Origin of the sequence: Streptomyces sp. NPDC051105 (genome assembly GCF_040682795.1) — a bacterium.
Lineage (GTDB): Bacteria > Actinomycetota > Actinomycetes > Streptomycetales > Streptomycetaceae > Streptomyces.
Window position 1 is genome coordinate 667,396 of the sequence record NZ_JBFBBR010000002.1, and the last position, 26,052, is coordinate 693,447.

Consider the following 26,052-nt stretch of genomic DNA (forward strand, 5'->3'; position numbering starts at 1 on the left):
TGATCCGTCCGCCCGTACGGTCGTTGCCATGACCGGACTCAATCGCTTTGCGGGACACGGGGTTCTCGTCACGGGCGCGGCCCGCGGCATCGGCGCGGCCGTCGCCCGGCGGCTGGCCGAGGAGGGCGCACGGGTGCTGGCGACCGACCGGGACCTGTCCGAGGCCGAGCGGATGGCGGCCGTGCTGCGCGAACAGGGGCTGGCGGTCGAGGCGTTCGGGTGCGACGTGGCCGACGGGGAGTCCGTGGCGGCCGCCATCGACCGTGCCGTCGGCTCCTTCGGCGGCCTCGACGTGCTGGTGAACTGCGCCGCGCACTGCACCCCGGACGTCCCGCTCTTCGAGGACCAGCCGGACGACGGCTGGGACCTCGACCTGGACATCACCCTCACCGGCGTGCACCGCTGCTGCCGGGCCGCCCTGCCGCACCTGGCGGCCTCCGGCCGGGGCGCCGTCGTCAGTATCGGCTCCGTCAACGCCGGGGCAGACTTCGGCAACCACGCCTACAGCGCGGCCAAGGCCGGCCTCGCCTCGCTGACCCGCACCCTCGCCGGACACGCCGCCGCGCGCGGGGTCCGGGTGAACCTGGTGGAGCCGGGCACGGTCCGCACCTCGGCGTGGGCGGGACGGGAGGACGAACTCGACGCCCTCCGGCCGCTCTACCCGCTCGGCCGGGTTGGCGAGCCGGCCGACGTCGCCGCGGCCGTCGCCTTCCTCGCCTCCCGCGACGCCGCCTGGATCACCGGCACCACCCTCCGCGTCGACGGCGGCCTCACCGCCGTCCACAGCGGCTTCCACGCGGCGCTGCGGCCGCACCGGGAGGCCCGGCATGCGCCGTCACAGGGCCGTTGACGCCGCCGCGACCGCGGCCAGCACCCGCCGGGTGTCGTCCTCGGTGGTCCGCCAGTTGCTGAACGCCGCCCGCAGCGCCGGCACCCCGCCGTACACCGTCGGGGTGAGGAACGTCTCCCCGGACGCGGCCAGCGCCCGGCCCAGGGCGTCCAACCGCTCCTGCGTGGGGTTCTCGGCGAGGGTGAAACAGACCACGTTGAGCCGGACCGGCGCCAGCAGGCGCAGGTCCGGGAGAGCGTCGATGCCCGCGCCGAGGCGCCTGGCCTCGGCGACGTTGCGCTCGACGATCTCGCGGTACCCGGCACGGCCGTACGCCGTCAGGGAGAACCAGGCCGGCAGCGCCCGCAGCCGGCGCGAGGTCTCCGGGGTCAGGTGCAGGAAGTCCGGGTCGCCGGTGGGCGGGCCCAGATAGGGGGACTCGTTGTGGAAGACGGCCACCTGGAGGTCGCGGCGGCGGGTGAACTGCACGGCCGCGTCGTAGGGGACGTTCAGCCACTTGTGCAGGTCCACACAGACCGAGTCGGCCGCGTCCAGACCGGCGACCAGCGGGGCGTGCGCGGGGGAGAGGGCGGCGAAGGCGCCGAACGCGGCGTCGACGTGCAGCCAGAAGTCGTGACCCTCCTTGAGCGCGGCGATCGCCCGCAGGTCGTCGAAGTCGACGGTGTTCACCGTGCCGGCGTTGGCGACGACGATCGCCGGCCGCCCGTCCAGCGCGGCCAGCGCCGTGTCGAGCGCGGCCACGTCCACCGCCTCCCGGTTGCCGGGCAGCAGCGGCACCGGCCGCAGCCGGTCCCGCCCGATGCCGAGCACCGACAGCGCCTTGCCGACGCTGGAGTGCGGGCTGCCGGAGAGCACGTCGACCGGGCCGAGGGCGGCCGAACCCGCCCGGGAGACGTCCACCCCGAGCCGCTCGCCGAGCCATTCCCGGGCGATCGCCAGACCGACCGTGTTGGACATCGTCGCCCCGGTCACGAACGCCCCGCTGTGCGCCTCACCGAGCCCGAACAGTTGGGCCAGCCAGGCCACCGTCTCGCGCTCCAGGGCGGTACCCCAGGAGCCGGCGGCCCCGGCCGCGTTCTGGTCGTAGGCCGAGGTCAGCCAGTCGCCGGTCAGGGAGGCGGGCGTCACACCGCCGGTGACGAAACCGAGGTAGCGTGGGCCGGCCGAGGCGGACAGACCCGGCGCCCACCGCTCGGCGAACCGGGCCAGCGCGCCCTCCCCGCCCTCCCCTCGCTCGGGCAGCGCCGCCCGCGCGGGTACGGGGCCGAGCGCGGCCACCGGCCGTTCGTCCAGCCCGGCCAGCACACGCGCGGCCATCTCCCGGGCCGACAGCAGAAGCTCGGGGAACCGGGCGAGATCGTCGGCAAGCATGCGGCGCATGGACGGCAGCCTAGGCCGCCCGCGCCCCCGACACCGAAGTTAACCGTTTCGTCACAGCCTGGCCGGTGCTACAACCAATGCCCTCGATCGGCCGGTCTAGGTCCACGAGATCGCAGGACACAGGAAGGAGACAGACTTCACATGGGGGACATACGCAGACGAGGTGCCGTCGTACTCGGCGTCACCGGGCTCGTGGCGCCGCTCACGATCGCCCTCACCTCCGCCCCGGCACAGGCCGCGAGCTGCACCACGCAGGCGGGGCCGTACCAGAAGCAGGTGGAGAAGTTCCTCGGCCGGCCGGTGGACGGCAAGCAGTCCGCCGCCGACTGCAAGGCGATCAAGGCCTTCCAGGACAAGCACGGCATCACGCCCGACATCGGCTACGCCGGCCCCGTCACCTGGGGCGTGATGGACCTGATGAACAAGCAGAAGGCCGTCGGCGACAAGCCGAACAAGGACGGCAAGTGCCCCACCAACAAGGGGCGCATCGCCTGCGTGAACCTCACGCTCCAGCTGAGCTGGGTCCAGGACGGCAACAAGCTCGTCTACGGCCCGGTGCCGGTCCGTACCGGCCGCAACGGGTACGAGACCCGGACCGGTCTGAAGAAGATCTACTGGCGTGACATCGACCACGTCTCGTCCGTGTACAACGTGCCGATGCCCTACAGCCAGTTCTTCGACGGTGGCCAGGCCTTCCACTCGGTGGGTCTCAGCATGTGGAACCCGCCGGGCTCGCACGGCTGCGTCAACATGACCCCCACCACCGCCAAGAAGTACTGGTCGCTGCTGAAGACCGGCGACGACGTCTACGTTTACGGCCGCAAGCCGGGCACCTGACGGCACCCGGCCCGCCGCCGGCTCCGGCCGGCGGCCGCGGCTCAGCTCTCCGGGGCGTCCCCGAAGTCCGGGATCTCCAGCCTGGCCCCGCCCTGCCGCGCGGACTCGTGCGCGATGATGCCCGGCAGGGTGTAGCGGGCGGCGACCCACGCGTTGACCGTCGGCAGGACGCGCGTGTTGACGGCCGTCACGAAGTCGTCGACCAGGAAGTGGTGGCTGCCCTCGTGCCCGTTGTGCAGCGTGTCGAACTCCCGCGGCAGCCGCGCCCGGTCGTGCACCGGCGCCGACCCGGAGGTGAAGGCCGCCCGCAGCTCCGGCGCGATGTGCTGGAGCGAGGGATCGTCGGGTGACATGGTGGGCTTGGGTTCGAGGAGTTCGCTGATGTCCTTCACGCCCTTCTTGTCCTGCCACAGCGCCACCGTAGCCAGCTGCTCCATGCTGGCCTCGGTCCCGAAGAACCGGAAGCGCGATTCGCGGATGTGCGACGGATAGCCCACCCGCCGGAACTCGTTCGTACGGAACGACCCGCCGCCCGCGACCTCGAAGAGCGCGGTGGCGTTGGACACGTCGTTGCCGAACTGGCTGACGTCCTTGTCGAAGACGCCGTCGCCACGGTCGTCCACCACCCCGATCGCCGACACGCTCACCGCGTGCGTCTGCCAGGCGCCGAGCACCCCGCCCACCGCGTGGGTCGGGTAGAGCAGCGGAGGGTAGCTGGCGGTCGCCTTCCAGTTGTCGCCGCCGGTGTAGCGGTACGCGTCGTAGAAGCCCAGGTCCATGTCGTGGACGTAGTCGCCCTCGGCGTAGAACAGCCGCCCGAAGGCGCCCTCGGCGATCTGGTTGCGGGCGTGCACGGTCGCCGGGTTGTACTGGCTGGTCTCGCCCATCATGTACGTCAGGCCGGTCGCCTTGACCGTGTCGATGATCGCCGCGATCTCCTCGGTGGTGATCGCCATGGGGACCGCCGAGTACACGTGCTTGCCGGCGTTCAGGCCCGCCAGGACCAGCGGGCCGTGGGTCCAGCGCTGGGTGAAGATCGCGACAGCGTCGACCTCCGCCGACTCCAGCATCGCCTCGTACGACGGGAAGGTCCCCGCCAGTCGCTGGGCGGCGGCGAGTCGCTCCGCCCGCTCGGGCAGCAGGTCGGTGACGTACACGTCACCGACGCCGGGATGGGCCTGGAACAGCGTGGCGAACTGGCCGGAGAACTGGCCGGCACCGACGATGCCGAGTGAGAAAGTCATGGTGGTTACTTTTGCTTCGGAAGAATCTCGCCGTCAAGGGGCGGACGGAAGTCGGAAGGATGGCAGAAGGGCGCTTCTGCGGCGCACCCGGCGCACGGTAGGGTGGCGGGGTTACTTCAGTTCCAAAAGGAAAGGGGTGCCGTGTCCGACTGGCTGCCGCTGAGCCCCGCGGAGCGCTCCGTGGCGATCGAGGTGCTCGTGCACGGCCCGCTGTCACGCACCGAGCTGGCCCGCCGGCTGAACCTCTCCCAGGGCAGCCTCACCCGCCTCACCAAGCCGCTCATCGAGTCCGGGCTGCTCGTCGAGGCCCCCTGGGCGGGCGCCCCCGCCGAGGCGCGCCAGGGCCGCCCCTCGCAGCCGCTGGACGTGGTCGCCGAGTCCCGCTCCTTCCTCGGTTTCAAGGTCACCGACGAGACGGTGTACGGCGTCGTCACCACCCTGCGCAGCGACATCATCGCCCGCCTTGAGAGGCCGCTCACCAGCCACGACCCCGAGGAGGTCGCCGACCTGCTGGCCCGGATGGCCGCGGAGCTGGCCGTCCGGCACCCGGCCGTCGCGGGTATCGGCATCGGGGTCGGCGGGTTCGTGCGCGAGCACGCGGTGGTCGGCGAGTCGCCGTACCTGCGCTGGCGTGACGTCCCGCTGGCGGAGCTGGTGCGGCGGCGCACCGGGCTGCCGGTCGTGGTGGAGAACGACGTGGCCGCCCTGGTCGAGGCCGAGACCTGGTTCGGCGCCGGCCGTGGGCTCGACCGTTTCGTCGTCCTGACCATCGGCGCCGGTATCGGCTACGGGCTGGTGCTCGGCGGCCGGCGGGTGCCGTACGCCGAGGAGGACCGGGGCTTCGGCCGGCACTGGATCATCGACCCGCAGGGCCCGCTGACCCCGCAGGGTGAGCGCGGCAGCGCCGTGTCGCTGCTCACCATCCCCAGCATCCGCTACCAGGTCCGGGCGGCCACCGGCCGCGACGCCTCCTACGAGGAGATCCTCGCCGGCGCCGCGGAGGGCGAGCCGATGGCCGCGCGGGTGATCGGCGAGGCCGGCCGGGCGCTGGGCACCCTGCTCGCGCACATCGCCAACTTCGTCGTGCCACAGAAGGTCCTGCTGGCCGGGGAAGGGGTCGGCCTGATGGACGTGGCCGGCGACACGGTGCGGGACACCGTCCGCGCCCACCGGCATCCGCTCGCGGCGCCGATCCACCTGGAGACCAAAGTCTCCGACTTCCACGACTGGGCGCGCGGCGCGGCCGTACTGGCGATCCAGGTACTCGTGCTCGGCGGGGACGGTGCCTGAACTGCTGTTTCCGCCCGGACGTCCGCCGTCGCCCGGTACCTAACTCCCCTTTCTTCCCGACTCATTGACGTGATGATGAACACGGTCCGATATGTCCGTATCGGTCGTACTTACTCACGGCGCCTTCACGTCGAGCGGCATATGCTTCACACCATGTCCACCACTGTTGAAGCCGTCACCGAGCGATCGGCCGACGAGGTCAACGAGGAGATCCGGGCCCTGTGGCTCCGGTCGGGCGGGACACTGAGCACCGAGCAGCGCGAGGAATACCGGCGGCTCGTCCTCGAATGGGCGGCCGCGTCCCCGCACCAGCCGGACCAGGCGGCCTGACCGCCCGTCCCGGGCACCCGTCGGGACGGGCGCCCTTCTCGTAGACCCGTGGGCCCTTCCACAGCCCCCGGCCCCTGCCGTCAGCCCCAAGTAGCCGAGTAGCGGCGCTGGTACGCCTTACGGTCCTGCTCCGCGCGGAAGTAGCGGGTCGCGACCAGGGCGACGAGGCTGCCGCCGATCACCAGCAGCCCCGGGCCGACATTACGGGTGTCCGTGAGCCGGGCGACCAGGCTGGTGTCGTCCGAGGAGCCCACCGGTGCCGACGAACCCGGCGAGGCCGCGCTCGGCGCGATCGCACTGTGGGTGGCCGCCGCGGACGGCGTCGGCGAGGCGCCCTGACCCCCGGCCGCGTTCTGCGTCGACCCGAGCAACTGCACGTTCAGCGCCGCCATCGCCCGGGTCACCGGCTGGAAGAACGTCACCCCGCCCGCGGTGCAGTCACCGCTGCCGCCCGAGGTCACGCCCAGCGCGATGCCCTCCGAGAACAACGGACCGCCGCTGTCGCCCGGTTCGGCGCACACGTTCGTCTGGATGAGTCCGGTGACCGTGCCCTCCGGATAGTTGACGGTGGCGTTGAGGGCGGTCACCGTGCCGTCGTGCAGCCCGCTGGTGGAGCCGCTGCGGAACACCTTCTGGCCGACCGTCGGATCGGCCGCCCCCGTGATCCGCACGCCCTGCCCGTTGCCGATGGCGACCACGTCCGCGTTGTCACCGGCCTTCCCGTCGGCGTACTGGATCAGCGAGAAGTCGCTGCCCGGGAACTGCGTGTTGATCGTCGTGCCCAGCTGCTGGTTGCCCTGGCTGTCGTCGAACCAGATGGTGTTGGCGGGACCGCAGTGACCGGCGGTGAGGATGAAGTCGGTCTGCCCGTTGGTGACGTTGAACCCCGCCGAACAGCGGCCGCCCGTCGACAGGATCGGCTGCGCACCGTTGAGCCGGGTGGAGAACGTGCCCTGAGAGCGCTGCATCTGCACAAAACTGCCGATGCCCGCGGCGACCCGGCTCAGGTCCGACCAGTCGGAGGCGGAGACCGTGCTGTCGGCCTCCACCATCACCCGGTTAGTCCGGTAGTCCACCGCCCACGCGGTGCCGGCCACCCGCGGTGCCCCACGGAGCGTGGCGGTGGCCGCCTTCAGCTCGTTCATGCTGTGCGACACCATCTTGGGCTCGGCACCCGCCCGCTTCACCATCGACGCGGCCTGCTCGTCGGTCACCGCGACCACCGGCTTGCCGTCGGCGCCGATCCAACTGCCCGCCGTACGGGCCGTGCCGAGCTTGGCCACCAGTGCGGCGCCGGTGTCACCGGCCTCCGTCGCGGAGCTGAACGGAACGGCGGACGTACCGGGAGTCTCGCTCGCCATGGCCGTGGTGACCATCGCGCCTCCCAGAAGGAGTCCGCCGACCGCCGCCAGCTGTGTCCCCCGCCGGACGACCCGTCGTCGTGCGTGCCTCATCCATGGCTCCCGAAACCCCGAACGCGCGGTGTCGACACCGCGGGGCCCTCCGGTCGTCGAGCGCCCTGCTCTTCATACGGGGCCGGGCGCGGGGGTGTTCACCACGATGGTGATCTTTGCGATCCCATGGCGGTACGACATGGCCGTCCGAGCGCGTTCCCGGGTACCCTGGGGGCGCCTATCTTGGCCCCATGACCAGCATCCAGCAGGAGAACCCGGACGAACCGAACCCGCTGCGCGCTCTCACCCTCGACCGACTGCGACGCCGTACCAGCATGAAATGGCGCACCTATCCGCAGGACGTGCTCCCGGTATGGGTGGCGGAGATGGACGTGCCGCTCGCCGGCCCGGTCGTCCGCGCGGTCACGGACGCGATGGAACTCGGGGACACCGGCTACCCGGCGGGCACCGGCTACGCCGAGGCGCTCGCCGCGTTCGCCGCCAAACGCTGGGGCTGGCACGAGCTGGACGTGGCGCGCACCGCGATCGTCCCCGACGTGATGCTCGGCGTGGTCGAGATGCTGAGACTGGTCACCGGACCCGGCGATCCGGTGGTGGTCAACTCGCCGGTGTATCCGCCGTTCTACCAGTTCCTCGAGCACATGGACCGACGGGTGGTGGAGGCCCCGCTCGGCGCCGACGGGCGTATCGACCTCGGCGTCCTGGCGGAAGCGTTCCGCGGGCTCGGCGGTGGGCGGGCCGCCCATCTGCTGTGCAGCCCGCACAACCCGACCGGCACCGTGCACACCGCCGAGGAACTCACCGCCGTGACGGAACTCGCCGAGCGGTACGGCGTCCGGGTCGTCGCCGACGAGATCCACGCCCCGCTCACCGCCCCCGGCGTCGACTTCGTGCCGTACCTGAGCGTGCCGGGCGCCGAGCGCGGCCTGTCCCTGATGTCGGCCTCGAAGGCCTGGAACCTGGCGGGCCTCAAGGCCGCGCTCGCCGTCGCCGGACCCGGGGCCGCCGCCGACCTCGCCCGGCTGCCGGAGGAGGTGAGCCACGGCCCCAGCCATGTCGGCGTCATCGCGCACACGGCCGCTCTCAGCGACGGCACCGCCTGGCTGGACGCCCTGCTGGCCGGCCTCGACGAGAACCGGCGCCTGCTCGCCGGCCTCCTCGACCGCCACCTGCCCGCGGTCCGGTACCGGCCCGCCGAGGCCACCTACCTCGCCTGGCTCGACTGCCGCGCCCTCGGACTCGGCGACGACCCGGCCGAGGTCTTCCTGGCGCGCGGCAGGGTCGCCGTCAACTCCGGGATCCCCTTCGGCACGGGCGGCGCCGGGCACGTACGGCTCAACCTGGCCACCTCGCCCGAGGTGATCACGGAAGCGGTACGGCGGATGGCCGCGGCCCTGGTCTGAGGCGCAGTTCAGCGGTGCGACCCCTAGACTTCCGGCATGGACGACACCGCCGGGACCGACATCGACCGGCTCGGGGCCGGCAAGTACCTGCTTGTCACCAGCTACCGCAAGGACGGCAGCCCCGTCCCCACCCCGGTCTGGGTGGTGCGGGACGGAGACACGCTCGGCGTCTGGACGGCCGCCGACACCTGGAAGGTCAAGCGGATCCGCCGTCGCGCCGATGTCCGGGTCGGCCCCTGCGACCTGCGTGGACGCCCGACCGGCGACCCGGTCCCGGCCATCGCCGAGATCGCCGACGAGGCCACCACCGCCCGCTATCGCGACCTCATCGCCCGCAAGTACGGCATCACCGGCCGCCTCACCCTGCTCGGCAGCAGGCTGCGGCGCGGCCGTGAGGGCACCGTCGGCATCCGGGTGACCCTCGCGCCCTGAGGAGGCCGTATCCCCCCAGGGCGCGAGGAGCGCGAGACGCGTCCGGCGCCCGAGGGAGCGCGAGACGCCCGGGCCGCGTGAGGAGCGCGAGACGCGTCCGGCCGGGTGAGGGGCGCGGACGCGTCCGGGCGGGCGAGGAGTGCTACGAGGCGTCCAGCACCGTGCCGTTCAGCGCCAGACCGCCCGGCAGCGGCTCGCCGTCGTCGCCGGTCTGCCGGAAGCCGACCGACTCGGCCGGCTCACTGACCCGGTCCTCGACGGTGGGCACGGTCACGTCGAGGCTGGTCTGCCCGGCCGGGACGTCCAGCCACAGGAAGAGACCGTCCACCGTGGACAGCGGCCGTTCCGGATCCGGTTCGGCGCCGGAGGCGTCGGCCAGCCAGTGCGGGTCGACGTCCTTGGTGGACAGCTCCGGAGCGCCGCCGTCGGGCCGGACCGGGACGAACAGCGAACCGATGTCCGTGTCCGCGGCCTCCGACAGCGAGATCCGCCACTTCAGCGCCGAGCCCTCCGTCACCCGGTCCGCGAGAGGGGTCACGGTGACCGTGGGCGCCGGGTCGTCGTCGTGCACGGTCAGCCCGCCCCGGTAGGAGCCGACGACCGCCCCGTGGACGGCCTTGACCAGTACGTCGTACGGCAGGTCGGCGCCGTAGCGGGTGTTGCCCCGCACCTCGACCGGCACGTCGACCGTGTGACCGCCGGGCCGCACGGTGACCAGGCGGTCCTTCGCGGTGCCGGTCGCCGGGTCCACGACGTACATCCGGACCTGGCCGCCGCCCCGCCCGGACACCCGCACCGGAACGTGGTAGGTGCGGACACCCGAGTCGCCCTCGTCGACCGTGAGACGGCCGACGTCGACGCGCGGCAGTGCCGCCGCCCGTACCACCGGGGTGCCCGGCCGCCAGCCCCAGGCGTCCATCAGCCAGGCCTGCCCCGAGGCCGAACGCGGGGTCAGTTCAAGGGAGTTGACCGAGCGCAGGTCGACCCCGGCGCGGCGGGCGGCGGTCAGTGGTACGCGCAGTTCCCGCGCCCAGTAGGACGCGGTGCGCGCGCTGCCGGGCAGCCCGTCGACCCGGACCCGGCCCAGGGTCGCCCTGCGGCCGTGGGTGTCGGTGACGGCCACGTCGAGTCGGGTGCCCTTGGTGTTCGGGGGCACGAAGACCCGGAGCGCGAGTGCCTGGGCGCCCCGGAGGGAGACCGGCCGCGCCACCTTGACGCGGGTCGCCGCTCCCGCGGACGTCCAGCGCAGCGCGACCGCGTTCCGCGCTGCCTCCCGGGCCGTCTCCCACTGCGCGAAGTGCGGCGAGCCGCCCTCGACGCGCTCGCCCAGGCAGGCCACCGCCGGGTCGGGATCGGCCGCGGCGCACAGCCGGCCACCGGTCACGGTCACCTCGGCGTCCGGCAGGAAACCGGCACCACGGTTGGCGCCGACCGCGTGGCTGAGCACGCGCGCCGGATCCGCCGAAGGTGCCCGCCGCCCCGAACCGTCCAGCAGCGGTCGGACCTTGTCGTCCCCCGCGACGAACAGCCGGGCCGCCGCCGCGATGTACGTAGAACCCGCCCGGTGCTGCTGGTCGGCGGTCAGCCGGGTCGCGGTCCCCTGGGAGCACACGGGGTCCCGCTGGTCGGGGTCGTCGTAGAAGTCGTCCTCCGCCGGGGCCTGCGCCTGTCCCGGCGTCCACTCGGTGTTGAAGAAGTTGTGGTCGGCGCCGATCACGTAGACCGCGCTGTGCAGGGCCCGGCCGGCGCTGACCGCGCGGGTTCCGTCGACGTAGACCTCGCCCTGCAGGTCGGAGACATCGCCGTCACAGCCCGGCAGGACGGTGAGCGACGGCACGTCCGGCACCGGGTTCTGGCCGAAGATGGTGGGACCGATCAGCACGGTGCCGCTGATGTGCCAGCGCACCTTGCCGTGGTAGCCGTCCTGGTCGGCCGGCGGGGGGTAGAGGCTGTCCAGCGCGGCTCGGTTCACGCCCTCGCCGCCCCGCGAGTGGCCGATCAGGAGCACCCGCGACAGGTCGGCGCGCGGTGCCTCGCGGACGATCCGGGGTGCCTGCCGCGGGTCCTGCGCCCAGTCGGCCCAGTGCGCCAGGTGCAGCCGGATCAGCGAGGAACGGGCCTGGGCGCCGCCGTCCTCGGCCTGCCAGTCCTGGCCGTTGATCCCGTTCGCCGAGATCGACACGGTCACATAGCCCTGCGACGCCAGCAGCCGCTGGTCGCGGAGGTAGCCGCGGTGGCTCGGTATCGGGAGTGTCCCGGCCGGGCAGGGCCAGGCGCCGGAGGCCTGCCCGTCGTCTCCCTGCGGGGCGTAGCAGGTGGCGTGGCGGCCGTGCAGGAACAGCGCGAGCGGGCGTGGGCCGGAGATCCCGGTGGGCGCGACCACCACGGCGCTCATCTCGACCGGGACGGAGAACCCGGGCAGGCGCACCGACTTGAGGTGGTACGCGCCGGTGGTCGTGCGGTAGCGGCCGGGCTTTCCCGGGTCCACCGGGCCGGCGGGCAGTGGCGCCGGGGGACGGGCGGCCGGAGCGGGCGCCCGGCCGGCCGTGGACCGGGTGTCCAACCGCCGTCCGCCCGACCAGACCTGAAGGTCCGTCAAGTCATCGGTGCGGGCTCCGTCGAGGCCGAGCCGGAAGGTGTGCCCGTCCCGCTCCGGCCTCGGCACCCCCAACAGCCGTCCGTCCGACCGGAATTCCACCCGTGCGTCGCCCATCGGCACCGGTCTGCCGGACCGCCACACCAGTTGGGGCGCCGAGCGCCCGTCGTCGATACGCCAGCCCGGCGGGAGCTTCCCGTCGGACTCGGCGGCCGTGGGGGCCGGTCGGGCGTGCGCGGTGGTGCCGGACACACCTCCCACGAGCGCGAGCACCGCGGCCGCGGTGACCCATATGTGTCGGGTACGGACCAATGTTCCCTCCTCGGAAGGCGAGTACAGGCGCCCCGGTCGTCCCGAGGAGCCCCTCGCCCCCCGGAGGACGGGGAGCAAAGTCTGTGGGTTGCCTGTGCAGGAAGAGGGATTGGTTACGTACGGGAGGGACGGCATCCGGCGAAGGCGCCGCCGCGCCACTCGACGCCGGGCGGCCTCGAGGGTTCACCGTCCCTGGAGGGTCCCCGCCCCGGACGCCGGCTGCCGACCGACGGGATTCCCGACCGTCAGCTCCAGGCCCGGTACGGCTCGTCGAGCAGTTGGAAGACCGGCTCGCCCCGTACGGGGTCCTTGGCCGTGGAGAGCTTGACCCGGTCGCCGCTGTGGATGCCGATCGGCGGGCCCATGACCCGGCCCCGCACGACGAAACCCTCGGCCATCTCGATCAGGGACACGTTGCGCGCGGCGGGCGTGTTGCGGTGCACCACCGTGGAGTGGCGGACCGTGCCGGTGCCCTCGCTGCGCTCCGTGCGCAGTTCGCTGCCCTGGCAGACCGGACACAGCAGCCGGTGGTACGTGGCGGTGCCGCACCAGGTGCAGCGCTGGAAGACGATGGCGTCCTTGTGATGGTCCGCGTGGCGGTGATCCGCGGGCGCGGGGTCGAGAACGCTCGTCGCGAATCCGACCGCCGACTGCGCGGCGCTGCTCGCTGAGTGGTGGTACACGCTGGTCAACTCCCTGCGCTCGCCCGGAAACCCGAATCCCGCGTGCCCGGACCCGGCCGCGCACGCATGTGCCCGGTTCGCCGTGCCACCGTGCACGTCGTCAGAGTATGGCACTGAGTGTCAACCGTAAAGGCACTGCGTACCCCTAAAATGCGAGGGTTCTGCGGATGGTCACCGGATTCCCGGCAGTCAGGCACGGCCGAACGCGGTCTCGATCTCCTGCACCACCCGCCACAGCGGGGCGTCTCGCCGGGAGACCAGGACGACCACGTCGTCCGGGTGTTCCACCGCGCCGCCGAACAGTGCGGCCGACGCCCCGTCCGGGGCGGGCCCGGCGTCCTCGGTGCCGAACGCGGCCAGTACGTACCCGAGGGCGTGGTCGACCGTCGCCGCCGCGTCGCCCTCTCCGTCCGAACGCAGCCAGGAGCGCAGGGCGTTGTTGTGCGCCGCGACCACGGCCGCCGCGATCACGTCCGCCCGCAGGGTCCCGTCCGGCCGGCCGGCGTACCGGCCGCGCAGATACTCGGCCAGCGCGCGCTCGTAGCGCCACACCACCGACAGTTCGTACGCGCGCAGCCCCGGGACCTTCTTGGTGAGCCGGTAGCGCTGCACCGAGAACGTGGGGTTCTCCGCGTACATCCGCAGCACCAGCCGCGCCGCGTCGCAGACCCGCCGCACCGGCTCGCACCCGGGCTCGCTCGCCGCCAGGAAGGCGGTCATGTCGGCCAGGCAGCCCTCGTGGTCGGGGAAGACCACGTCCTCCTTGGAGGGGAAGTATCGGAAGAACGAGCGCCGCCCGACTCCGGCCAGGGCAACGATGTCGTCGACGGTCGTCTGCTCGTAGCCGCGCTCCAGGAAGAGCCGGAAGGCCGCCGCGACCAGGGCGTCCCGCATGGGCGGCTTCGTGGGCGGCGCCGTGCTGCTGGAGCTCATGGACGTGAACGTAGCATTCCGGCGCGCTCATGGCACTCAGTGCACACCAGGTGGGGAACTGAGTGCACTCCCTTTCCGCTGGTCCGGCGCGGGCTGAACCGGCGGACCGGTCCTGCCGTATGTGTTCTCGGGGATCGCGGACACCCGTGCGTACGGGACGTAGAAGGAGAGCAGTGTGTCGACACCGCCCGACCCTGAGCAGCCGCGCCGCGGGCCGATCCTGGAACCGGTCCGGGTGCTGCGCCCCCGCCGACTCGACGCTCTCGCGGAGTTGATGCGCGAGATCCGGGAGGAGGCGGAGGCCGACGAGAAGGCGCGCGAGACCGGGAAACAGGCCGGCAGTCAGACGGGGGACCCGACCGGGAAACAGGCCGGCAGTCGGACGGGGGACCCGACCGGGAAACAGCCGGGTCCGGCGGACTTCGAGGCCTTCGACGGACACGGCCGGCCCGGTGCCGGCACGGAGGACGAGACCCAGGAACTGCCGCCGGTCGCCGACGGCCCGCCTGGCCACGGTCACGGCCATGACGACCGTTCGTCGCGCGCCTTCGGCTTCGGCCCGGGGCTGCGCCGGGCCGCGGCCGTGGTGGCCGTCGGCGCGGCCGCCCTGGTCGGCTTCGGCTGCGCCCTGCTGCTGCCCGGCCGTGAGGGCACCGCCGCGGCCGCCCAGCCCGCCCCGTCCGCCACCACGTCACCGGTCACCACCTCACCCGCCTCGGACACCTCCACCGACCCCGACGGCGCCGGCACCCTCCGCGAGGGCGACACCGGCCCCGAGGTCGTCGACCTGGAGCAGCGCCTCCTGCGCATCCCGGACGTCTACCGTGACGGCTCCACCGGCGGAACATACGACACCGCCCTCACCGCGGCGGTGGAGCGCTTCCAGATCTGGTACGGCATCAGCGGCGACGAGCGCGGCGTCTACGGCGACGACACCCGGCGCGCCCTGGAGTCGCGCACCAGCCCGACGGCCGGCTGAGCGGGGACGAACGGCCCGGTGACCGGTCCCGTCGGCCGGTCCGGCGAGCGCCCTCGAACGCCGGGCAATGGATCAGGAAAGCGCCGGGACCGTGCGAGGAACGGGCGTCACCATGGGCAGCCACCCGGCAGCTCCGTGCCGCCGCGTTCCCACCGTACGACCCCGAAGGCCATGCCGATGAACGGCTCCCGCATCCCGGGCCTGCTGCTGCCCGCCGTGTTCCTGCTGGCCCTGGTGGTGGGCGTGTTCTGGTACTGGCGGCACCGCGACGACGACTGACCGCCGGGGCTACTCCGCGTCCGCCGCCGGCACCCGGATGTCCAGCACGCACACGTCGTCCCGCCGTTCGCCCTCCAGCATCGCGGCGAGCAGCGCGTCCAGGGATCCGGGTTCGGGGGTGCGGACGGCCTCGGCCAGGCGGGTCAGGCCCCGGTCGATGTCCTCGCCAAGCCGTTCCACCAGGCCGTCGGTGTACAGCAGCAGCCGGTCGCCGGGCTCCAGCTGGAACTCGGCGGACTCGTAGACCGGGTCCGCCGACGCCCCGAGCAGCATGCCGTCGGGGCGGTCGAGCCGCCGGACCTCGCCCGCGCGCACCAGCAGCGGCGGCAGGTGGCCCGCCTGGGCCCAGACGAGCCGGCGCTCGGCGGGCTGGTACCGGGCGAGCACGAGGGTCGCGGTGGACTGGCTGTCGCGCGAGTGCAGGAGCAGGAAGTTCAGCCGGGCGAGCGCACCGGTCAGCGAGGAGCCGGTGGTCACCATGCCCTTGGCGGTGAACCGGAGCTGTGCCATCGTCGCGACGGCGTCGACCCCGTGGCCCGCCACGTCGCCGACGACGAACAGCGCCGAGTCGTCGGGAAGCTCGATGGCGCTGAACCAGTCGCCGCCGACGTGCACCCCCGCCTGCGCGGGCAGATAGGCGACCTCGACGCGCAGCCCGCACAGCCGCACCGGCCCGCTGGGCTGCGGGAGCAGCGCGTGCTGGAGCCGGGTGGCCAGCGCGCGCTCGGCCTCCAGGACGCCGCGCTGCACCAGGATCGCCCGCTCGCTGTCCACCAGGGCGAGTTCGGCGCTGCGCTGGGCGGTGAGGTCCTGGACGAAGCCGTGCACCTCGACGACCATGCCGTCCGCGGCGGTCACCCCCTCCGCGACGGCCCGCAGATGCCGCACCGTGTTCCCGGTCCTGATCCGGAACGGGACGTCGAACGACCCGCCGGTGCGGGCGAGTTCGGAGACCGCGCGGGCCAGCGCGTGGGCGTCCTCGGGCAGTACCAGGTCCGGCAGCAGGTCCAGAGCGACCGCGCCGCGGCCCGGGTCGCGGCCCAGGATGGTGTACACCTGGGACGACCAGGTGACCTGACGGGTGATCAGGTTCCAGTTCGCCCAGCCGAGGTTGCCCAGCCGCTGCATGTCCGCCAGCCGCTGTTCCTGCCGCTCCTGCTGGTCGTGCCGCAGCCAGGTGACCAGCAGTCCGTCACCGAGCCGCGTGGCCCGTACCGAGTAGACGGCCCGCACGGTCGCCCCCGCGACGACCTCCTCGTGGACGAACGGTTCACCCTCGTACGGCTCCCCGTCGAGCGCCTTGAGATACCCCTGCCACAGCGACTCCCCGGCGACGGAGGGATAGCTCTCCAGGATGTGCGAGCCGACCAGCTCCCGGCCGGTGCGGCCGAGGATGTCGACCGCGTTCGGGCTGGCCGCCTCGATGCGGTAGTCCTCCACCTCCCCGACGGCGGTGCGCAGCGGGGTCAGCAGGACCGCAGCTCCCGGCAGCGCGTCCAGCACCGTCTGCACCGACCGGGAGAAGTCCGAGGCCGGCGGTTGGGCCGGGGCGCCGAGGGCGGTGAGCCGGCCCGCGCACAGCCGGGCGACGGCCCGGAGCAGCTCGCGTTCCGCCGGCCCGAAGACCGCGTCCTGCCGGCGCAGCACGCCGAGGGCCACATCGGTCGTGTCCCCGGTCGTGACCGGCAGCCAGGCCCGGGACAGCCAGCGCCCGGGGGGCTCGTCGATCAGCCGGTAGTCCTGCCGGTCCCGGGCGACGTGCTCCAGCCAGCGGGGCTCACCGGTCTTGAGGGTCTCCAGCGGGGCGAACCCACTCAGTGGCGGTACCCGGTGCCACTGGGCGGCGAGCGTCGCGTCGACACCGGCGTACCCGATGAGCTCGAGCCCGTGGCCGGCCGGCCGCCGGTACAGCAGCACCGCGTCGGCGCCGACGCCGGGCGCCAGGTGGTCGAGCAGCGCACCGGCCAGCTCCTGCGCGGAGCCCACGTGCACCAGGGCCGTGCCGAGGTGGCCGAGCGTCTCGGCGGTGCCGGGCGGCGCGAGCGACTTGCGGGGTTCCGCCGGGGCGGGCAGGTCGGTGACGGCATCGACGGCCGGGGACACGGTGGGCATCAGGGCGCCGAGGGTGAGCCAGCACTCCTCCAGCAGCGTGCGGCTGCCGGCCTGGGCCCGCTGCACAAGCGCCTCGTGCGCGGCGTCGGGGGAGTAGCCCGTGGTGGCCATCAGGGCGCCCTTGGCCCGCTCCACCACGGCGGAGGCGGCCACCTGGTCCCGCAGCCGGTCCAGCTCGGCGCGCTGCCGGGACACCACCTTGGCCAGAACCGCCGGCTCGGCGACGGCGCCGACAGGCGGCGCTTGCTCGCTCGTCACAGATCGAGCATGGCACAGGAAGGCGCCTTCGCTCACACCCGTACCCGATCAGTGAATGATCTCAGCATCCTCGGTCCGGAACCGGACCGGAACCGGACCGGTCAGCGGCCGGTACTGTGCCCGACGAGCGCCTCGGTGACGGCGCGGACGCTGCGCGCGATGTGCTGGAGTTGCAGCACCTCCGCCGCGTACAGCTTGATCGTGTGCTCGATGACCGACTCGGGCAGCCCCAGCAGGGGCAGTTCGGCCCGCGCGGTCTGCAGTGCCGTGCGGGCCACCCGGATCTCGTGCTGGACCTGGATCTGCGCGTGCCGGGCGAGCAGCACGGGGTGCCGGATCAGCGCCGGGTAGCTGGCGTAGCGGGCCGGCACCAGTTCGCGCAGCCACTTGGTGGCGGAGCGCTCCCAGTCGTAACTGCCCGGCGTCTTGACCTGGCAGGGCCAGTCGGGACTGATGCGGGTGGTCGTCGTCAGGGTCATGATCATCGCTTCCGGGGTGCGGCGTCGGGAAGGGTGGTCGACGGATGTCTGGGCGGCTCCGGCCTAGGGGATGGCCGGAGCCGCCGCGGGCGAATCGCGCAGGCGATGCCCGTTCGAACACCCCGGGCGCCGACGCGGGTAGGAGACGGCGGCTGGGGGTGTCCGTGCAGGGACCCCGGGTGTCGGCCGCTGGCGCTGCGGTGGTGCTGCGTGCGCATGGGCGGTCCGTCGGCTTTCTCGGGGCGGGTGCGAGCGGTGCGTCCTGGTGCGGAACGTGCCCGGAGTGTGCCGGGTGATCCGTCAGCAGTATTTATATATGCCATCCGGTTTGCAAGACGTATGAAAACATTCATGCGTGAATTGCGGTGAATGATCCCGCTACGGGTTGCTGCTACGGGGGAACCGCCGACGGCCCCGGGTCAGTCCTTGAGGAAGAACTGGTGCTGCTCGGCGACGTGCTCGTACTCCTCCAGGCGCGCCTGGGTGCGCTCCGGGTCGGCATCGGTCATGGCCTGGAGCAGGGCGGCGGCCATCAGGCCGGGCGCTGCGTAGGTGTCGAAGACCAGGCGGGACCCGATACCGGTGCTGAAGGTGACGTCGGCCTCGTCGGCCAGCGCGCCGAGCGCCAGGTCGGTCACGAGCGCGACCCGCAGACCCGCGGTGCGCGCCACCTGGATCGCGGTGAGCGTTTCCTGCGCGTGCCGCGGCATCCCGAACGCCAGCACCCAGGTGCCGCCCGCCTCCCGCGACTGCAGGAGCGCGTCGTAGGCCACGCTGCCGCCGCGGGTCACCAGCCGTACGTCGGGGTGGATACGGCGGGCGGCGTAGGCGAAGTACTCCGCCAGCGAGACGGAGATGCGCAGACCGAGCACGGTCAGCGGGGAGGACTGGGACAGCTCGCGGCCGATCCAGATCACCCGGTCCGGGTCGGCGAAGTCCCGGCGCAGGTTCTCCAGGTTCTCGATCTCGGCGTCGACGGCCGCCTGGAGTTCGTTGCTGCGGTGTTCGGTGGCGGCCCCGGTGCCGCCCGCCAGGGTGCGCAGTGCGATCGACTGGAGCCGCTCGCGCAGCGCCGGGTAGCCGTTGAAGCCGACCGCGCCCGCGAACCGGGTCACCGACGGCTGGCTGACCCCGACCCGCTCGGCGAGGTCGGTGATCGACAGAAAGGCGGCCTCGGTGATGTGGTCGATCAGGTACTGGGCGATGCGCCGCTGGCCGGGGGAGAGCCGGGGGCCGTCGAAGAGTTCGCGGAGCTGGGAGGTGGGCGCGGCCTCCGCCTCCGGCACCGTCTTGCCCGAGGTGATCGCGGATGCCTGTGCGCGAGCCTGCTGCGGCGATGGCACCGAAGCGCCTCCTTTGTCTCCCACGATGACTCAACATAGCTCACGGACCGTGGTGACCAGGGGTTGTGCCGACAGCCTGAGCGCCCCGGCGGCCGAACGCACAACGTGCGCGGCCGGCGCCGGGGTTCCTCTGGTCACCGCCGGTAGACGGTGATGGAATGCCCGACGTCGTCGACGGCACGGCTGCTGTCGATCAGCGCGGCCAGCCGGCCCCGCGCCTTGGCGACCGACGAGTCCGAGACGACCAGCAGCCCGTGCACCTCGCGGGGCGGCACCGTGCGGGGGTCGGTGGCGTGGATGCCGTAGTACGACGGGACGCCACTGCCCTTGTAGACCAGCCAGATCCGCTCGCCCGGATAGCGCACCCGCAGCCGGTCGGCGAGCCGGCCCAGGTCCTGGCCCCAGTCCACGTTGGAGTCGTGCAACCGCAGATGCGTCTTCGCCGGACCGCCGAACGCTTCGTTGGAGTACGGCAGATAGAACGGGAACGTGCGCAGCGAACTCACCGCGACGAACAGCAGCAACGCTCCGCCCACCGGCCGTGAGCACCGCCACCGCACCGCCAGCACCGAAGCCCCGCCCACCGCCAGGAACATCGGCATGAACAGCGCGTACCGCGTCCCGAAGTCCCGCGACCCGGTCATCGCCGAGGCGAGCAGCACGGCCGGCGGCAGCAGCACGTACGGCGCGGCCGGCCGCAGCCGCCGTACCGCCACCACCGCGACCGCACCGGCCGCCCACAGGGCCAGCATGCCCAGCGGCGTCTTCACCAGCAGCGCGGCCGGCAGGTAGTACCAGCGGGAGCCGGTGTAGAGGTGCCCGAACAGATAGCCCTGCCAGGGATAGTCCTCCAGGCCGAACTGCAGGCGCATGCCGTCCCGGTAGGCGGGCGGGAAGGGCATCAGATCCACCAGCAGGCCGCGTGGACCGTGGATCGCCGGGATCGGCACCGCGGCCGCGGAGCGCAGCCGGGGATCGACGGCCAGATAGGAGAGCCACACGACGGCGACCGCCGTCGCCGTCACCACCGCCGCGGCCGTGAGCGCGCGCCGCGCCCGGCCGGGGCGCACGCCCCACACCGACAGCACCGCCAGTGCCGGCAGTACCGGGAGCGCGGGCAGCACGCTCATCTTGGTCGCCACCGCCGCGCCCAGGGCGGCCCCGGCGAGGGGCAGATAGAGCCGGGGGCGGTGGCGCGCCCGCCACAGCAGCCAGGCCGAGGTCAGCACGAACCCGGCCGACGGCACGTCCAGGGTGGCCAGCGAACCGTGCGAGATCAGGTCGGGGGAGAAGCAGTACAGGGCGAGCGCGAGGAGCCCGGCGGCCGTACCGAGGACCTCGCGGGCGAAGGCGAAGACCACCAGGGCGAACAGCAGCGTCAGTGCGATCACCGGCAGCCGGGCCCACAGCATCAGCCGCCAGGGGTCGTTGCCCGACGCGTAGAGCAGATGCCGGCCCACCTGCCCCTGGTCGCCCCGGTACGACGGGTCGTAGCGCGGGTCGGCGACCGCGATCCCGGCCATGACGACGAGCTTGCCGAGCGGCGGGTGCTCGGGGTTGTAGCGCAGCCGGTGCTCGTGGAGGTAGTCGGTGGCCGCGGCCACGTAGACCGGCTCGTCGATGGTCGGCGTCTGCTGGACGGCGGCGGTCACCATCGCGACCGCCATCTGGGCGATGAGCAGCACCACCAGGACCGGCACCAGCCACCGGCGGCGGGCGCGCAGGGCGGCGGTCAGCCGGGCCGCGGGGGCGGGCCGTGGGACGGGTGCGGGGTCGCCGAGGTGGCCGGGATCGAGGACCGACTGCTGTTCGCTTGCCATCATCCGCCCCGCGGGGACGCCGGGCCCGCGGTGGCGGGAGCGATCAGGAGCAGGGGCATGGGCCCCACTCTCGCATCGCTCCCGCCACCGGGCGCGTCACCGCTTCACGAGTCGCACCGACAGACCGTCTGCCGTGTACACGGGTACGGCCCGCAGCTTGTCAGAGTTCACCTCGATGTGGTCGAACTGTCCGCGCAGTCGCGGAGCGTCGAGTACCGGGAGGGTGCGGCCCGCGGCCGGCGGGTGGTCGGTGTCGAGCCTCAGGGACAGCGTGCTGCCCTTGCCGAGCACGGCCAGGTGCTTCACCTGGAGGGGCGCCTTGCGGCCCGTCCCGGGCGTCACCTCCAGGGTGCCCGCGTCCTGTGTGTAGGTTCCCCGCACGAACAGGTCCCCGGTCACCCGCAGGGTGCCGGCCTCGATCCGGACGTCGCCGCGGCCCAGCGCCTCGTCCGAGGCCGCGACCAGGGTGCCGCCGGCCACCACGGTGCCGCCGCGGTAGGCGTTGCCGCCGGTCAGCGTCAGCGTGCCGGTGCCCTTCTTGGTCAGGCCGCCGTGGCCGTCGATGTCATTGCGCCAGCTGTCGGCCGCCGAGAAGCCGCCGGCCGCCGCGTCCAGGGTGACCGTGACGTCCGTGTCGAAGGCGCCGTAGCCGTCCGCCGCGGCGAACAGGTTGAGGCGGCCCCACTGCTCGACGCCGTCCAGCAGCACGTAGCCGGCGGGCAGGGCGGTGCTGCGCAGCACCTCGCGGCGCTGGTCGGCGGTGAGGTAGGGCTGGCGGGTCTCCAGGAGCACCTCGGCGCCCTTGGGCACGGTGAGCGGCAGGTCGCCGCCCTGCCGCCGCAGGACGTACGTCAGCCGGGGGGTGGCCGCGCGCTCGTTGGCCGCGCGGTCGGCGTACGGGTCGGCGGCGGTGCCGGCCGCGTGGGCGTAGGCGTACAGGGTGTCGGCGGTGGCGCCGGTCCGCGCCTCGAAGTAGGCGAGGGCCTGGGCGCGGGCGGCCGCCTTGAGGGCCGCGTTGGCCGGGTCGGCGAGGGTGGCGGCGGCCAGGGCGGTGGCCATGATGCGGCCGCCGATCACGTCGACCGTGTTGTGCATACCGGCGATGATGCGGGTGTCGCTGAGCTCCAGGGCGCGGGCGACCAGCTCCTGGAAGCGCTCCGGCACCGCGTAGGCGTAGGCGAGACCCGCCAGGTGGAAGGCGTTGGTGTGGCCCGACGGGAAGCCGCCGTCGTCGACCGGGGAGGTGCTGCGCTGGCGCAGCAGCTGCGGGGCGACGACCACCTCGGAGTCGTAGACCGGGAAGCCGTAGGCGTCGGTCCTGCCGGTGTCGACGACCTCGCTGTCCTCGTTCATGCGCCACGGACGGGGGTACTGGTAGGCGTACTTGGAGGGGTTGCCGGAGGCGTAGTTGCCGCGCAGGGTGTCGACCAGCTCGGCGACCTTGCCCAGCGCCGAGTCGTGCGAGCCGGCGCCGAGCGCCGAGCCCGCCGGGGCGTCGGCCGGGACGGCGTCGTTGACGGTGGTCGCGGGCGTCCCGTCGGGGGCGCTGGTGATCGAGGTGACCGCCAGCGAACCGGCCTTGTACAGGTCCGCCAGCGGGCCGAGGCCGGCGATCATCGCGTAGCTCTGGTGCTGGCGGTCGTAGAGGAACGCCTTCTTCGCCTCGGCCGCGGAGCGCTTGGCGGTGATCTTGGCGCAGTAACGCATGTTGTCGCGCAGGATGTCGGCGCGCAGCACGGTACCGGTGTTCCAGGCGGAACCCGTCTTCCATATCCGCGCGAAGCCGCCGAGGATGCGGACCACCGCGTTGGTGTCGGCGGTCAGGTTGGTGCTGATGTTCGTCTTGTAGTCGTCGACGAACGCGAGAGCGGTCGCGGCCTTGGCGTCCGCGGCGGCGAGCCACCCGGCGAAGGTCGGGGCCGCCAGCACACCCGCCGACGCGCCGAGCGAGGTCTTCAGGAATCCCCGCCGGCCGGCGGCGAGTCCACGGGCCGGAGAGGAGATGCGGTGCCCGGCAGGTGACGGCATGGATGTGCCTCTCTTGAGTTCTTGGGGAGTTCACGCGGGGGCCGATGCTCCAGATACGCGTGAGCGGGTGAGTTCGCGTGGGAAAAGTGGTGAACGAGCGAAGTTCTAGGGCGAGTTCGTGTCCCTGCGGTCATGGCCCGACGACCGCCACGTGACCCGGAGTTGAACGGCAGCCCTGTGGTTCACAGGAAGAACCGCCCGGGACCTGCGTGTTCGCAGCGTCGAACAGCCCGTGGTCCACGGCATACGGAACCGGACGGGCCGCGGACGGGTTTCTCACCGGATCGAACGTGCCAGCGCCACCGCGCCCTCGACCGGCGGGAGTCGCAACGGCTGTGGCCGCGCCCCGGGTACCGCCTCGGCGAGCGCGGCCGCGAAGGCGTCGTACAGGCGCGGCTGGGAGAGGATCGTGCCGCCCGCGACCACCACGTCGTCCACGGCGAGACCGCGGGCGGCGAGCCGGACCACGAGGCCGGCGAGGGCGCGTCCGCCGCCGGCTATCACGCCGGCGGCGAGCCGGGAGCCCGCGTCGGCCGCGGCGAAAAGCACCGGGGCGTGCCGGCCCCACTCGGCGGAGACGTCGGAGGCGCCCTCAAGGGCGGCGCCGAGCGCGGGTACCTCGGCCACCTCGAAGGCGGCGACGAGTCCGGTCGCGAGGGCGTCCGGGGCCTCGCCGCGGTCGTGCGCCGCCCAGACGGCGCGGGCGGCCTCCCGGACCAGTCCGGCGGCGCCGCCCTCGTCGCCGAGGACCGCGCCCCAGCCGCCCACCTGCACGGGGCTGCCGTCGGGCTGCCGGCCGACGGCCACCGAGCCGGTGCCGGCGACCAGGCCGACACCCTTGTCCAGACCGGCGGCCGGGACGAGGAGCTCCGCGTCGCCCACCACCCGGACGGGCACGCCGAGGAGGTCCCGCAGCGCGGCGGCGATGCCGGCGCACTGGCGGGGGGTCTCACAGGCGTGCCCGCCGACGGCCAGGGCGGCCGGGCGGGTACCGGGGGGCAGGGCGTCGTGGACCAGCGCGGTCAGCCAGCGGGCCGCGGCGGCCGGGTCGTGCGGCCGCCAGCCGCTGCTCGGACGGACGTGGTCGGCGACCCGCTCCGCGCCGGCGAGGGCGCGGAGGTGGGTCTTGGTGCCGCCGACGTCGATGCCGACCACGAGCGGGGAAGAAGGAGTGTCCTGCACGGATCCTCTTTCGTCGTCTGGGCGAAGAGCGCCGAAGAGCCTGGCACTCAGGGCCTGGCCGACGGATCCAGCCGCAGGCTCGGGGCGTGGTACGCACTTCTGCGGCGTTCTCGTCGGTCGCCGACGCTTCGCGTCGACTTCCTCCTCCGCCTCGCAGCTGCACGTTCCCCCACGCTCGAACAACCTCGCGCGGGAGGAACCCCCATCGCCCCGCTCAGCGGCGCTGACAGCCGCCGCTGATTTCCTTCGTCTTGATCCGACGGCCGGCCCCTAGCTGTGACGGCGGGCGAACCGTGTCTGGCCGAACAGGAGTTGAGCAAGTCGGGAAGCCCCGGGACAGGCTTCTTACGGAGCACGGCAGGCGAGTACCGTGAACTTCGTTAGGAAGTTAACTAACGAAGTACAGTGCGTCAAGAGTCGCCGCGGACTCGATCAACGGGAGGCTGTCGAGGCCACCATCGCGCGGCACAAGGGCACCGCATCGCCGCATCCCGCGACACCCGGGGGAGCGCGGCCCCTGACCCATGGGGGAACTGTGGAACACGTCGTGACTGAGGCCCCCCGGCTCACGGAGAGCGCCGGCGCGGTCTTCGCCGTGCTGGCCCAGGCCGGCAGCGCCACCCGGCCGCAGCTCGCGAGCCTCGCCGGCCTGTCCAAGCCGACGGTGTCCGCCGCCGTCGCGGAACTGGAGGGGGCCCGGCTGGCCACTCACTCCGGCACCGCGTCCGGCGGCACCGGCCGCTCCGCCGCCGTCTACGGGCTCGGGCCCGCCTCCGGCTCGGTCCTCGCCGTCGACCTCGGCCCGGCCCGCACCCGGGTGCGCGGCTGCGCCCTGGACGGCACGCTGCTCGCCGAGGCGGCCACCCCGCGGACCCGCGCCGCCGACGCCGTCCGCGAGGCCCTGGCCGCGCTGCCCGCGGGCGCCCCGCTGCGGGCCATCGTCGTCGCCGTCGGCGACGTCACCGCCCCCGACCTGGCGGGTACCGGGATGCGCCCCGCGACCGCCAAGGCCGGGCCCGTCTTCGACGCGGTCTCGGTCGCCCTGCCGCCGGGGGCCCCGGTCCACCTGGAGAACAACGTCAACTGCGCCGCCCTCGCCGAACTCCACGAGGGCGCCGCCCGGGGCCGCCATACCTTCGGCTATCTGCGCATCGGCGTCGGTATCGGTCTCGGCATCGTCATCGGCGGCCAGGTGCTGCGCGGGGCGAACGGGGCGGCCGGTGAGCTGGCCCGGCTGCCGTACCCCTGGGACGACGACCGGGAACCCCGCCGGGAGGCCCTGGAGGCCTATGTCGGCTCACAGGCACTGCTGCGCCGGGCCGCCGAGGCCTGGCGGGCCGCCGACGGCCCCCGCCCCCGTACCGCCGAGGGGCTCTTCGCGCTGGCCGCCGAGGGCCGGGAACCCGCCCGGGGCCTGGTCGCCCGGCACGCCGCCGACGTGGGCCGGCTGGCCGCCGCCGTGGCCGCCGTGCTGGATCCGGGGCTGATCGTGCTCGGCGGCAGCACCGGCGCGGATCCCCAGCTCCTGCCCGGGGTGCGGGCCGAGCTGGGGCGGCTGAGCTGGCCCACCGAGGTGGTCAGCAGCCAGATCGGGGATCTCGGTACTGTCGTGGGTGCGGCCCGGCTCGCGGTGGCCAAGGGAGTCCAAAACGTGACCGAAGGCGCGCAGGCGAAGGATTGACGGGTTCCAACTCGGTCTGCCAATGTCCGGACAAGCGCTTTCTAAGTCGGCCGGGACGCCGACTCCGGGTGAGCCTTCAGCCCGTACGCGAAGTACGGCAGCCGCACGAGGGCGTGCTTGTGCGACGCCGGCCGTCATGGCCGGGGACCCCACCCGTCAAGGCGACACGGCCGGGCGAGGCCGTGC

At 73.2% G+C, this 26,052-nt stretch carries 21 protein-coding genes; 9 read left to right on the forward strand and 12 right to left on the reverse strand.

The window, feature by feature from the left end; genetic code table 11:
- Positions 1 to 28 precede the first annotated feature (28 nt).
- The gene (locus AB0N16_RS06985) at positions 29 to 850 is read left to right on the forward strand and encodes an SDR family NAD(P)-dependent oxidoreductase (RefSeq protein WP_365793835.1); all 822 of its coding nucleotides are present in this window, start codon (positions 29 to 31) and stop codon (positions 848 to 850) included.
- Here the strand turns inward: AB0N16_RS06985 and AB0N16_RS06990 are convergent.
- Entirely contained in the window at positions 836 to 2,230 is a 1,395-nt protein-coding gene (locus AB0N16_RS06990; protein ID WP_365793837.1) for a pyridoxal-dependent decarboxylase, read from the reverse strand. The two genes, AB0N16_RS06985 and AB0N16_RS06990, sit on opposite strands and share 15 nt — an antisense overlap.
- A gap of 141 nt (positions 2,231 to 2,371) precedes the next feature.
- Between AB0N16_RS06990 and AB0N16_RS06995 the strand changes: the two genes are divergently transcribed.
- Positions 2,372 to 3,067 (forward strand): L,D-transpeptidase family protein, encoded by a 696-nt coding sequence (locus tag AB0N16_RS06995; RefSeq protein WP_365793839.1) that lies wholly within the window; start codon positions 2,372 to 2,374, stop codon positions 3,065 to 3,067.
- Positions 3,068 to 3,108: 41 nt separating this feature from the next.
- Here the strand turns inward: AB0N16_RS06995 and AB0N16_RS07000 are convergent, their stop codons facing one another.
- Complete coding sequence (locus tag AB0N16_RS07000) at positions 3,109 to 4,311, reverse strand: Gfo/Idh/MocA family oxidoreductase (protein WP_365793841.1); 1,203 nt, start codon at positions 4,309 to 4,311, stop codon at positions 3,109 to 3,111.
- A 141-nt stretch (positions 4,312 to 4,452) separates the two neighbouring features.
- On the opposite strand from AB0N16_RS07000, the gene AB0N16_RS07005 reads away from it, so the two are divergent.
- Complete coding sequence (locus tag AB0N16_RS07005; RefSeq protein ID WP_365793843.1) at positions 4,453 to 5,601, forward strand: ROK family transcriptional regulator; 1,149 nt, start codon at positions 4,453 to 4,455, stop codon at positions 5,599 to 5,601.
- A gap of 141 nt (positions 5,602 to 5,742) precedes the next feature.
- The gene (locus AB0N16_RS07010; protein ID WP_352219089.1) at positions 5,743 to 5,931 is read left to right on the forward strand and encodes a hypothetical protein; all 189 of its coding nucleotides are present in this window, start codon (positions 5,743 to 5,745) and stop codon (positions 5,929 to 5,931) included.
- Between the two features lie 80 nt (positions 5,932 to 6,011).
- Here AB0N16_RS07010 and AB0N16_RS07015 read toward each other — a convergent pair whose 3' ends face one another.
- Positions 6,012 to 7,385: a S1 family peptidase gene (locus AB0N16_RS07015; RefSeq protein WP_365793845.1), complete on the reverse strand. Its 1,374-nt coding sequence runs from the start codon at positions 7,383 to 7,385 to the stop codon at positions 6,012 to 6,014.
- A gap of 191 nt (positions 7,386 to 7,576) precedes the next feature.
- On the opposite strand from AB0N16_RS07015, the gene AB0N16_RS07020 reads away from it, so the two are divergent.
- Together AB0N16_RS07020 and AB0N16_RS07025 are read left to right on the forward strand one after the other, a co-directional pair.
- Positions 7,577 to 8,749, forward strand: coding sequence for an aminotransferase class I/II-fold pyridoxal phosphate-dependent enzyme (locus AB0N16_RS07020; RefSeq protein WP_365793847.1), 1,173 nt, complete (start codon positions 7,577 to 7,579; stop codon positions 8,747 to 8,749).
- A gap of 36 nt (positions 8,750 to 8,785) precedes the next feature.
- Positions 8,786 to 9,181: a PPOX class F420-dependent oxidoreductase gene (locus AB0N16_RS07025; RefSeq protein WP_365793849.1), complete on the forward strand. Its 396-nt coding sequence runs from the start codon at positions 8,786 to 8,788 to the stop codon at positions 9,179 to 9,181.
- 142 nt (positions 9,182 to 9,323) lie between these two features.
- Here the strand turns inward: AB0N16_RS07025 and AB0N16_RS07030 are convergent, their stop codons facing one another.
- From AB0N16_RS07030 to AB0N16_RS07040, 3 genes are all read right to left on the reverse strand, one after another.
- Positions 9,324 to 12,089, reverse strand: coding sequence for a hypothetical protein (locus AB0N16_RS07030; protein ID WP_365793851.1), 2,766 nt, complete (start codon positions 12,087 to 12,089; stop codon positions 9,324 to 9,326).
- A 245-nt stretch (positions 12,090 to 12,334) separates the two neighbouring features.
- The gene (locus AB0N16_RS07035) at positions 12,335 to 12,772 is read right to left on the reverse strand and encodes a hypothetical protein (protein ID WP_365793853.1); all 438 of its coding nucleotides are present in this window, start codon (positions 12,770 to 12,772) and stop codon (positions 12,335 to 12,337) included.
- Between the two features lie 189 nt (positions 12,773 to 12,961).
- Positions 12,962 to 13,705: a TetR family transcriptional regulator gene (locus AB0N16_RS07040; RefSeq protein WP_365793855.1), complete on the reverse strand. Its 744-nt coding sequence runs from the start codon at positions 13,703 to 13,705 to the stop codon at positions 12,962 to 12,964.
- 175 nt (positions 13,706 to 13,880) lie between these two features.
- Here AB0N16_RS07040 and AB0N16_RS07045 point away from each other — a divergent pair, with 175 nt between their 5' ends.
- On the forward strand, positions 13,881 to 14,684 hold the full coding sequence (locus AB0N16_RS07045; protein ID WP_365793857.1) for a peptidoglycan-binding protein: 804 nt from the start codon (positions 13,881 to 13,883) through the stop codon (positions 14,682 to 14,684).
- 135 nt (positions 14,685 to 14,819) lie between these two features.
- Positions 14,820 to 14,963, forward strand: coding sequence for a hypothetical protein (locus AB0N16_RS07050; protein WP_365793859.1), 144 nt, complete (start codon positions 14,820 to 14,822; stop codon positions 14,961 to 14,963).
- Between the two features lie 9 nt (positions 14,964 to 14,972).
- Here AB0N16_RS07050 and AB0N16_RS07055 read toward each other — a convergent pair whose 3' ends face one another.
- The 6 genes from AB0N16_RS07055 to AB0N16_RS07080 all read right to left on the reverse strand — a co-directional run bounded on the left by AB0N16_RS07055 (position 14,973) and on the right by AB0N16_RS07080 (position 24,185).
- Positions 14,973 to 17,333, reverse strand: a complete 2,361-nt coding sequence (locus AB0N16_RS07055; protein WP_365793861.1) for a SpoIIE family protein phosphatase — start codon at positions 17,331 to 17,333, stop codon at positions 14,973 to 14,975.
- A gap of 101 nt (positions 17,334 to 17,434) precedes the next feature.
- The gene (locus tag AB0N16_RS07060) at positions 17,435 to 17,818 is read right to left on the reverse strand and encodes a hypothetical protein (RefSeq protein WP_365793863.1); all 384 of its coding nucleotides are present in this window, start codon (positions 17,816 to 17,818) and stop codon (positions 17,435 to 17,437) included.
- A 413-nt stretch (positions 17,819 to 18,231) separates the two neighbouring features.
- Positions 18,232 to 19,155 (reverse strand): MurR/RpiR family transcriptional regulator, encoded by a 924-nt coding sequence (locus tag AB0N16_RS07065; RefSeq protein WP_351744960.1) that lies wholly within the window; start codon positions 19,153 to 19,155, stop codon positions 18,232 to 18,234.
- 134 nt (positions 19,156 to 19,289) lie between these two features.
- Positions 19,290 to 20,978: a phospholipid carrier-dependent glycosyltransferase gene (locus tag AB0N16_RS07070; RefSeq protein WP_365793866.1), complete on the reverse strand. Its 1,689-nt coding sequence runs from the start codon at positions 20,976 to 20,978 to the stop codon at positions 19,290 to 19,292.
- Positions 20,979 to 21,071: 93 nt separating this feature from the next.
- The gene (locus AB0N16_RS07075) at positions 21,072 to 23,003 is read right to left on the reverse strand and encodes a phosphatase PAP2 family protein (protein WP_365793868.1); all 1,932 of its coding nucleotides are present in this window, start codon (positions 23,001 to 23,003) and stop codon (positions 21,072 to 21,074) included.
- A gap of 276 nt (positions 23,004 to 23,279) precedes the next feature.
- Complete coding sequence (locus AB0N16_RS07080) at positions 23,280 to 24,185, reverse strand: BadF/BadG/BcrA/BcrD ATPase family protein (RefSeq protein WP_365793870.1); 906 nt, start codon at positions 24,183 to 24,185, stop codon at positions 23,280 to 23,282.
- A 547-nt stretch (positions 24,186 to 24,732) separates the two neighbouring features.
- Here AB0N16_RS07080 and AB0N16_RS07085 point away from each other — a divergent pair.
- Entirely contained in the window at positions 24,733 to 25,866 is a 1,134-nt protein-coding gene (locus AB0N16_RS07085) for an ROK family transcriptional regulator (RefSeq protein WP_365793872.1), read from the forward strand.
- Positions 25,867 to 26,052: the final 186 nt, after the last annotated feature.

Coding starts and splice junctions, on each gene's coding strand:
- AB0N16_RS06985 (WP_365793835.1), top strand. CDS start 29: ATGACCGGACTCAATCGCTTTGCGGGACACGGGGTTCTCGTCACGGGC.
- AB0N16_RS06990 (WP_365793837.1), bottom strand. CDS start 2,230: ATGCGCCGCATGCTTGCCGACGATCTCGCCCGGTTCCCCGAGCTTCTG.
- AB0N16_RS06995 (WP_365793839.1), top strand. CDS start 2,372: ATGGGGGACATACGCAGACGAGGTGCCGTCGTACTCGGCGTCACCGGG.
- AB0N16_RS07000 (WP_365793841.1), bottom strand. CDS start 4,311: ATGACTTTCTCACTCGGCATCGTCGGTGCCGGCCAGTTCTCCGGCCAG.
- AB0N16_RS07010 (WP_352219089.1), top strand. CDS start 5,743: ATGCTTCACACCATGTCCACCACTGTTGAAGCCGTCACCGAGCGATCG.
- AB0N16_RS07015 (WP_365793845.1), bottom strand. CDS start 7,385: ATGAGGCACGCACGACGACGGGTCGTCCGGCGGGGGACACAGCTGGCG.
- AB0N16_RS07020 (WP_365793847.1), top strand. CDS start 7,577: ATGACCAGCATCCAGCAGGAGAACCCGGACGAACCGAACCCGCTGCGC.
- AB0N16_RS07025 (WP_365793849.1), top strand. CDS start 8,786: ATGGACGACACCGCCGGGACCGACATCGACCGGCTCGGGGCCGGCAAG.
- AB0N16_RS07040 (WP_365793855.1), bottom strand. CDS start 13,705: ATGAGCTCCAGCAGCACGGCGCCGCCCACGAAGCCGCCCATGCGGGAC.
- AB0N16_RS07060 (WP_365793863.1), bottom strand. CDS start 17,818: ATGATCATGACCCTGACGACGACCACCCGCATCAGTCCCGACTGGCCC.
- AB0N16_RS07070 (WP_365793866.1), bottom strand. CDS start 20,978: ATGATGGCAAGCGAACAGCAGTCGGTCCTCGATCCCGGCCACCTCGGC.
- AB0N16_RS07075 (WP_365793868.1), bottom strand. CDS start 23,003: ATGCCGTCACCTGCCGGGCACCGCATCTCCTCTCCGGCCCGTGGACTC.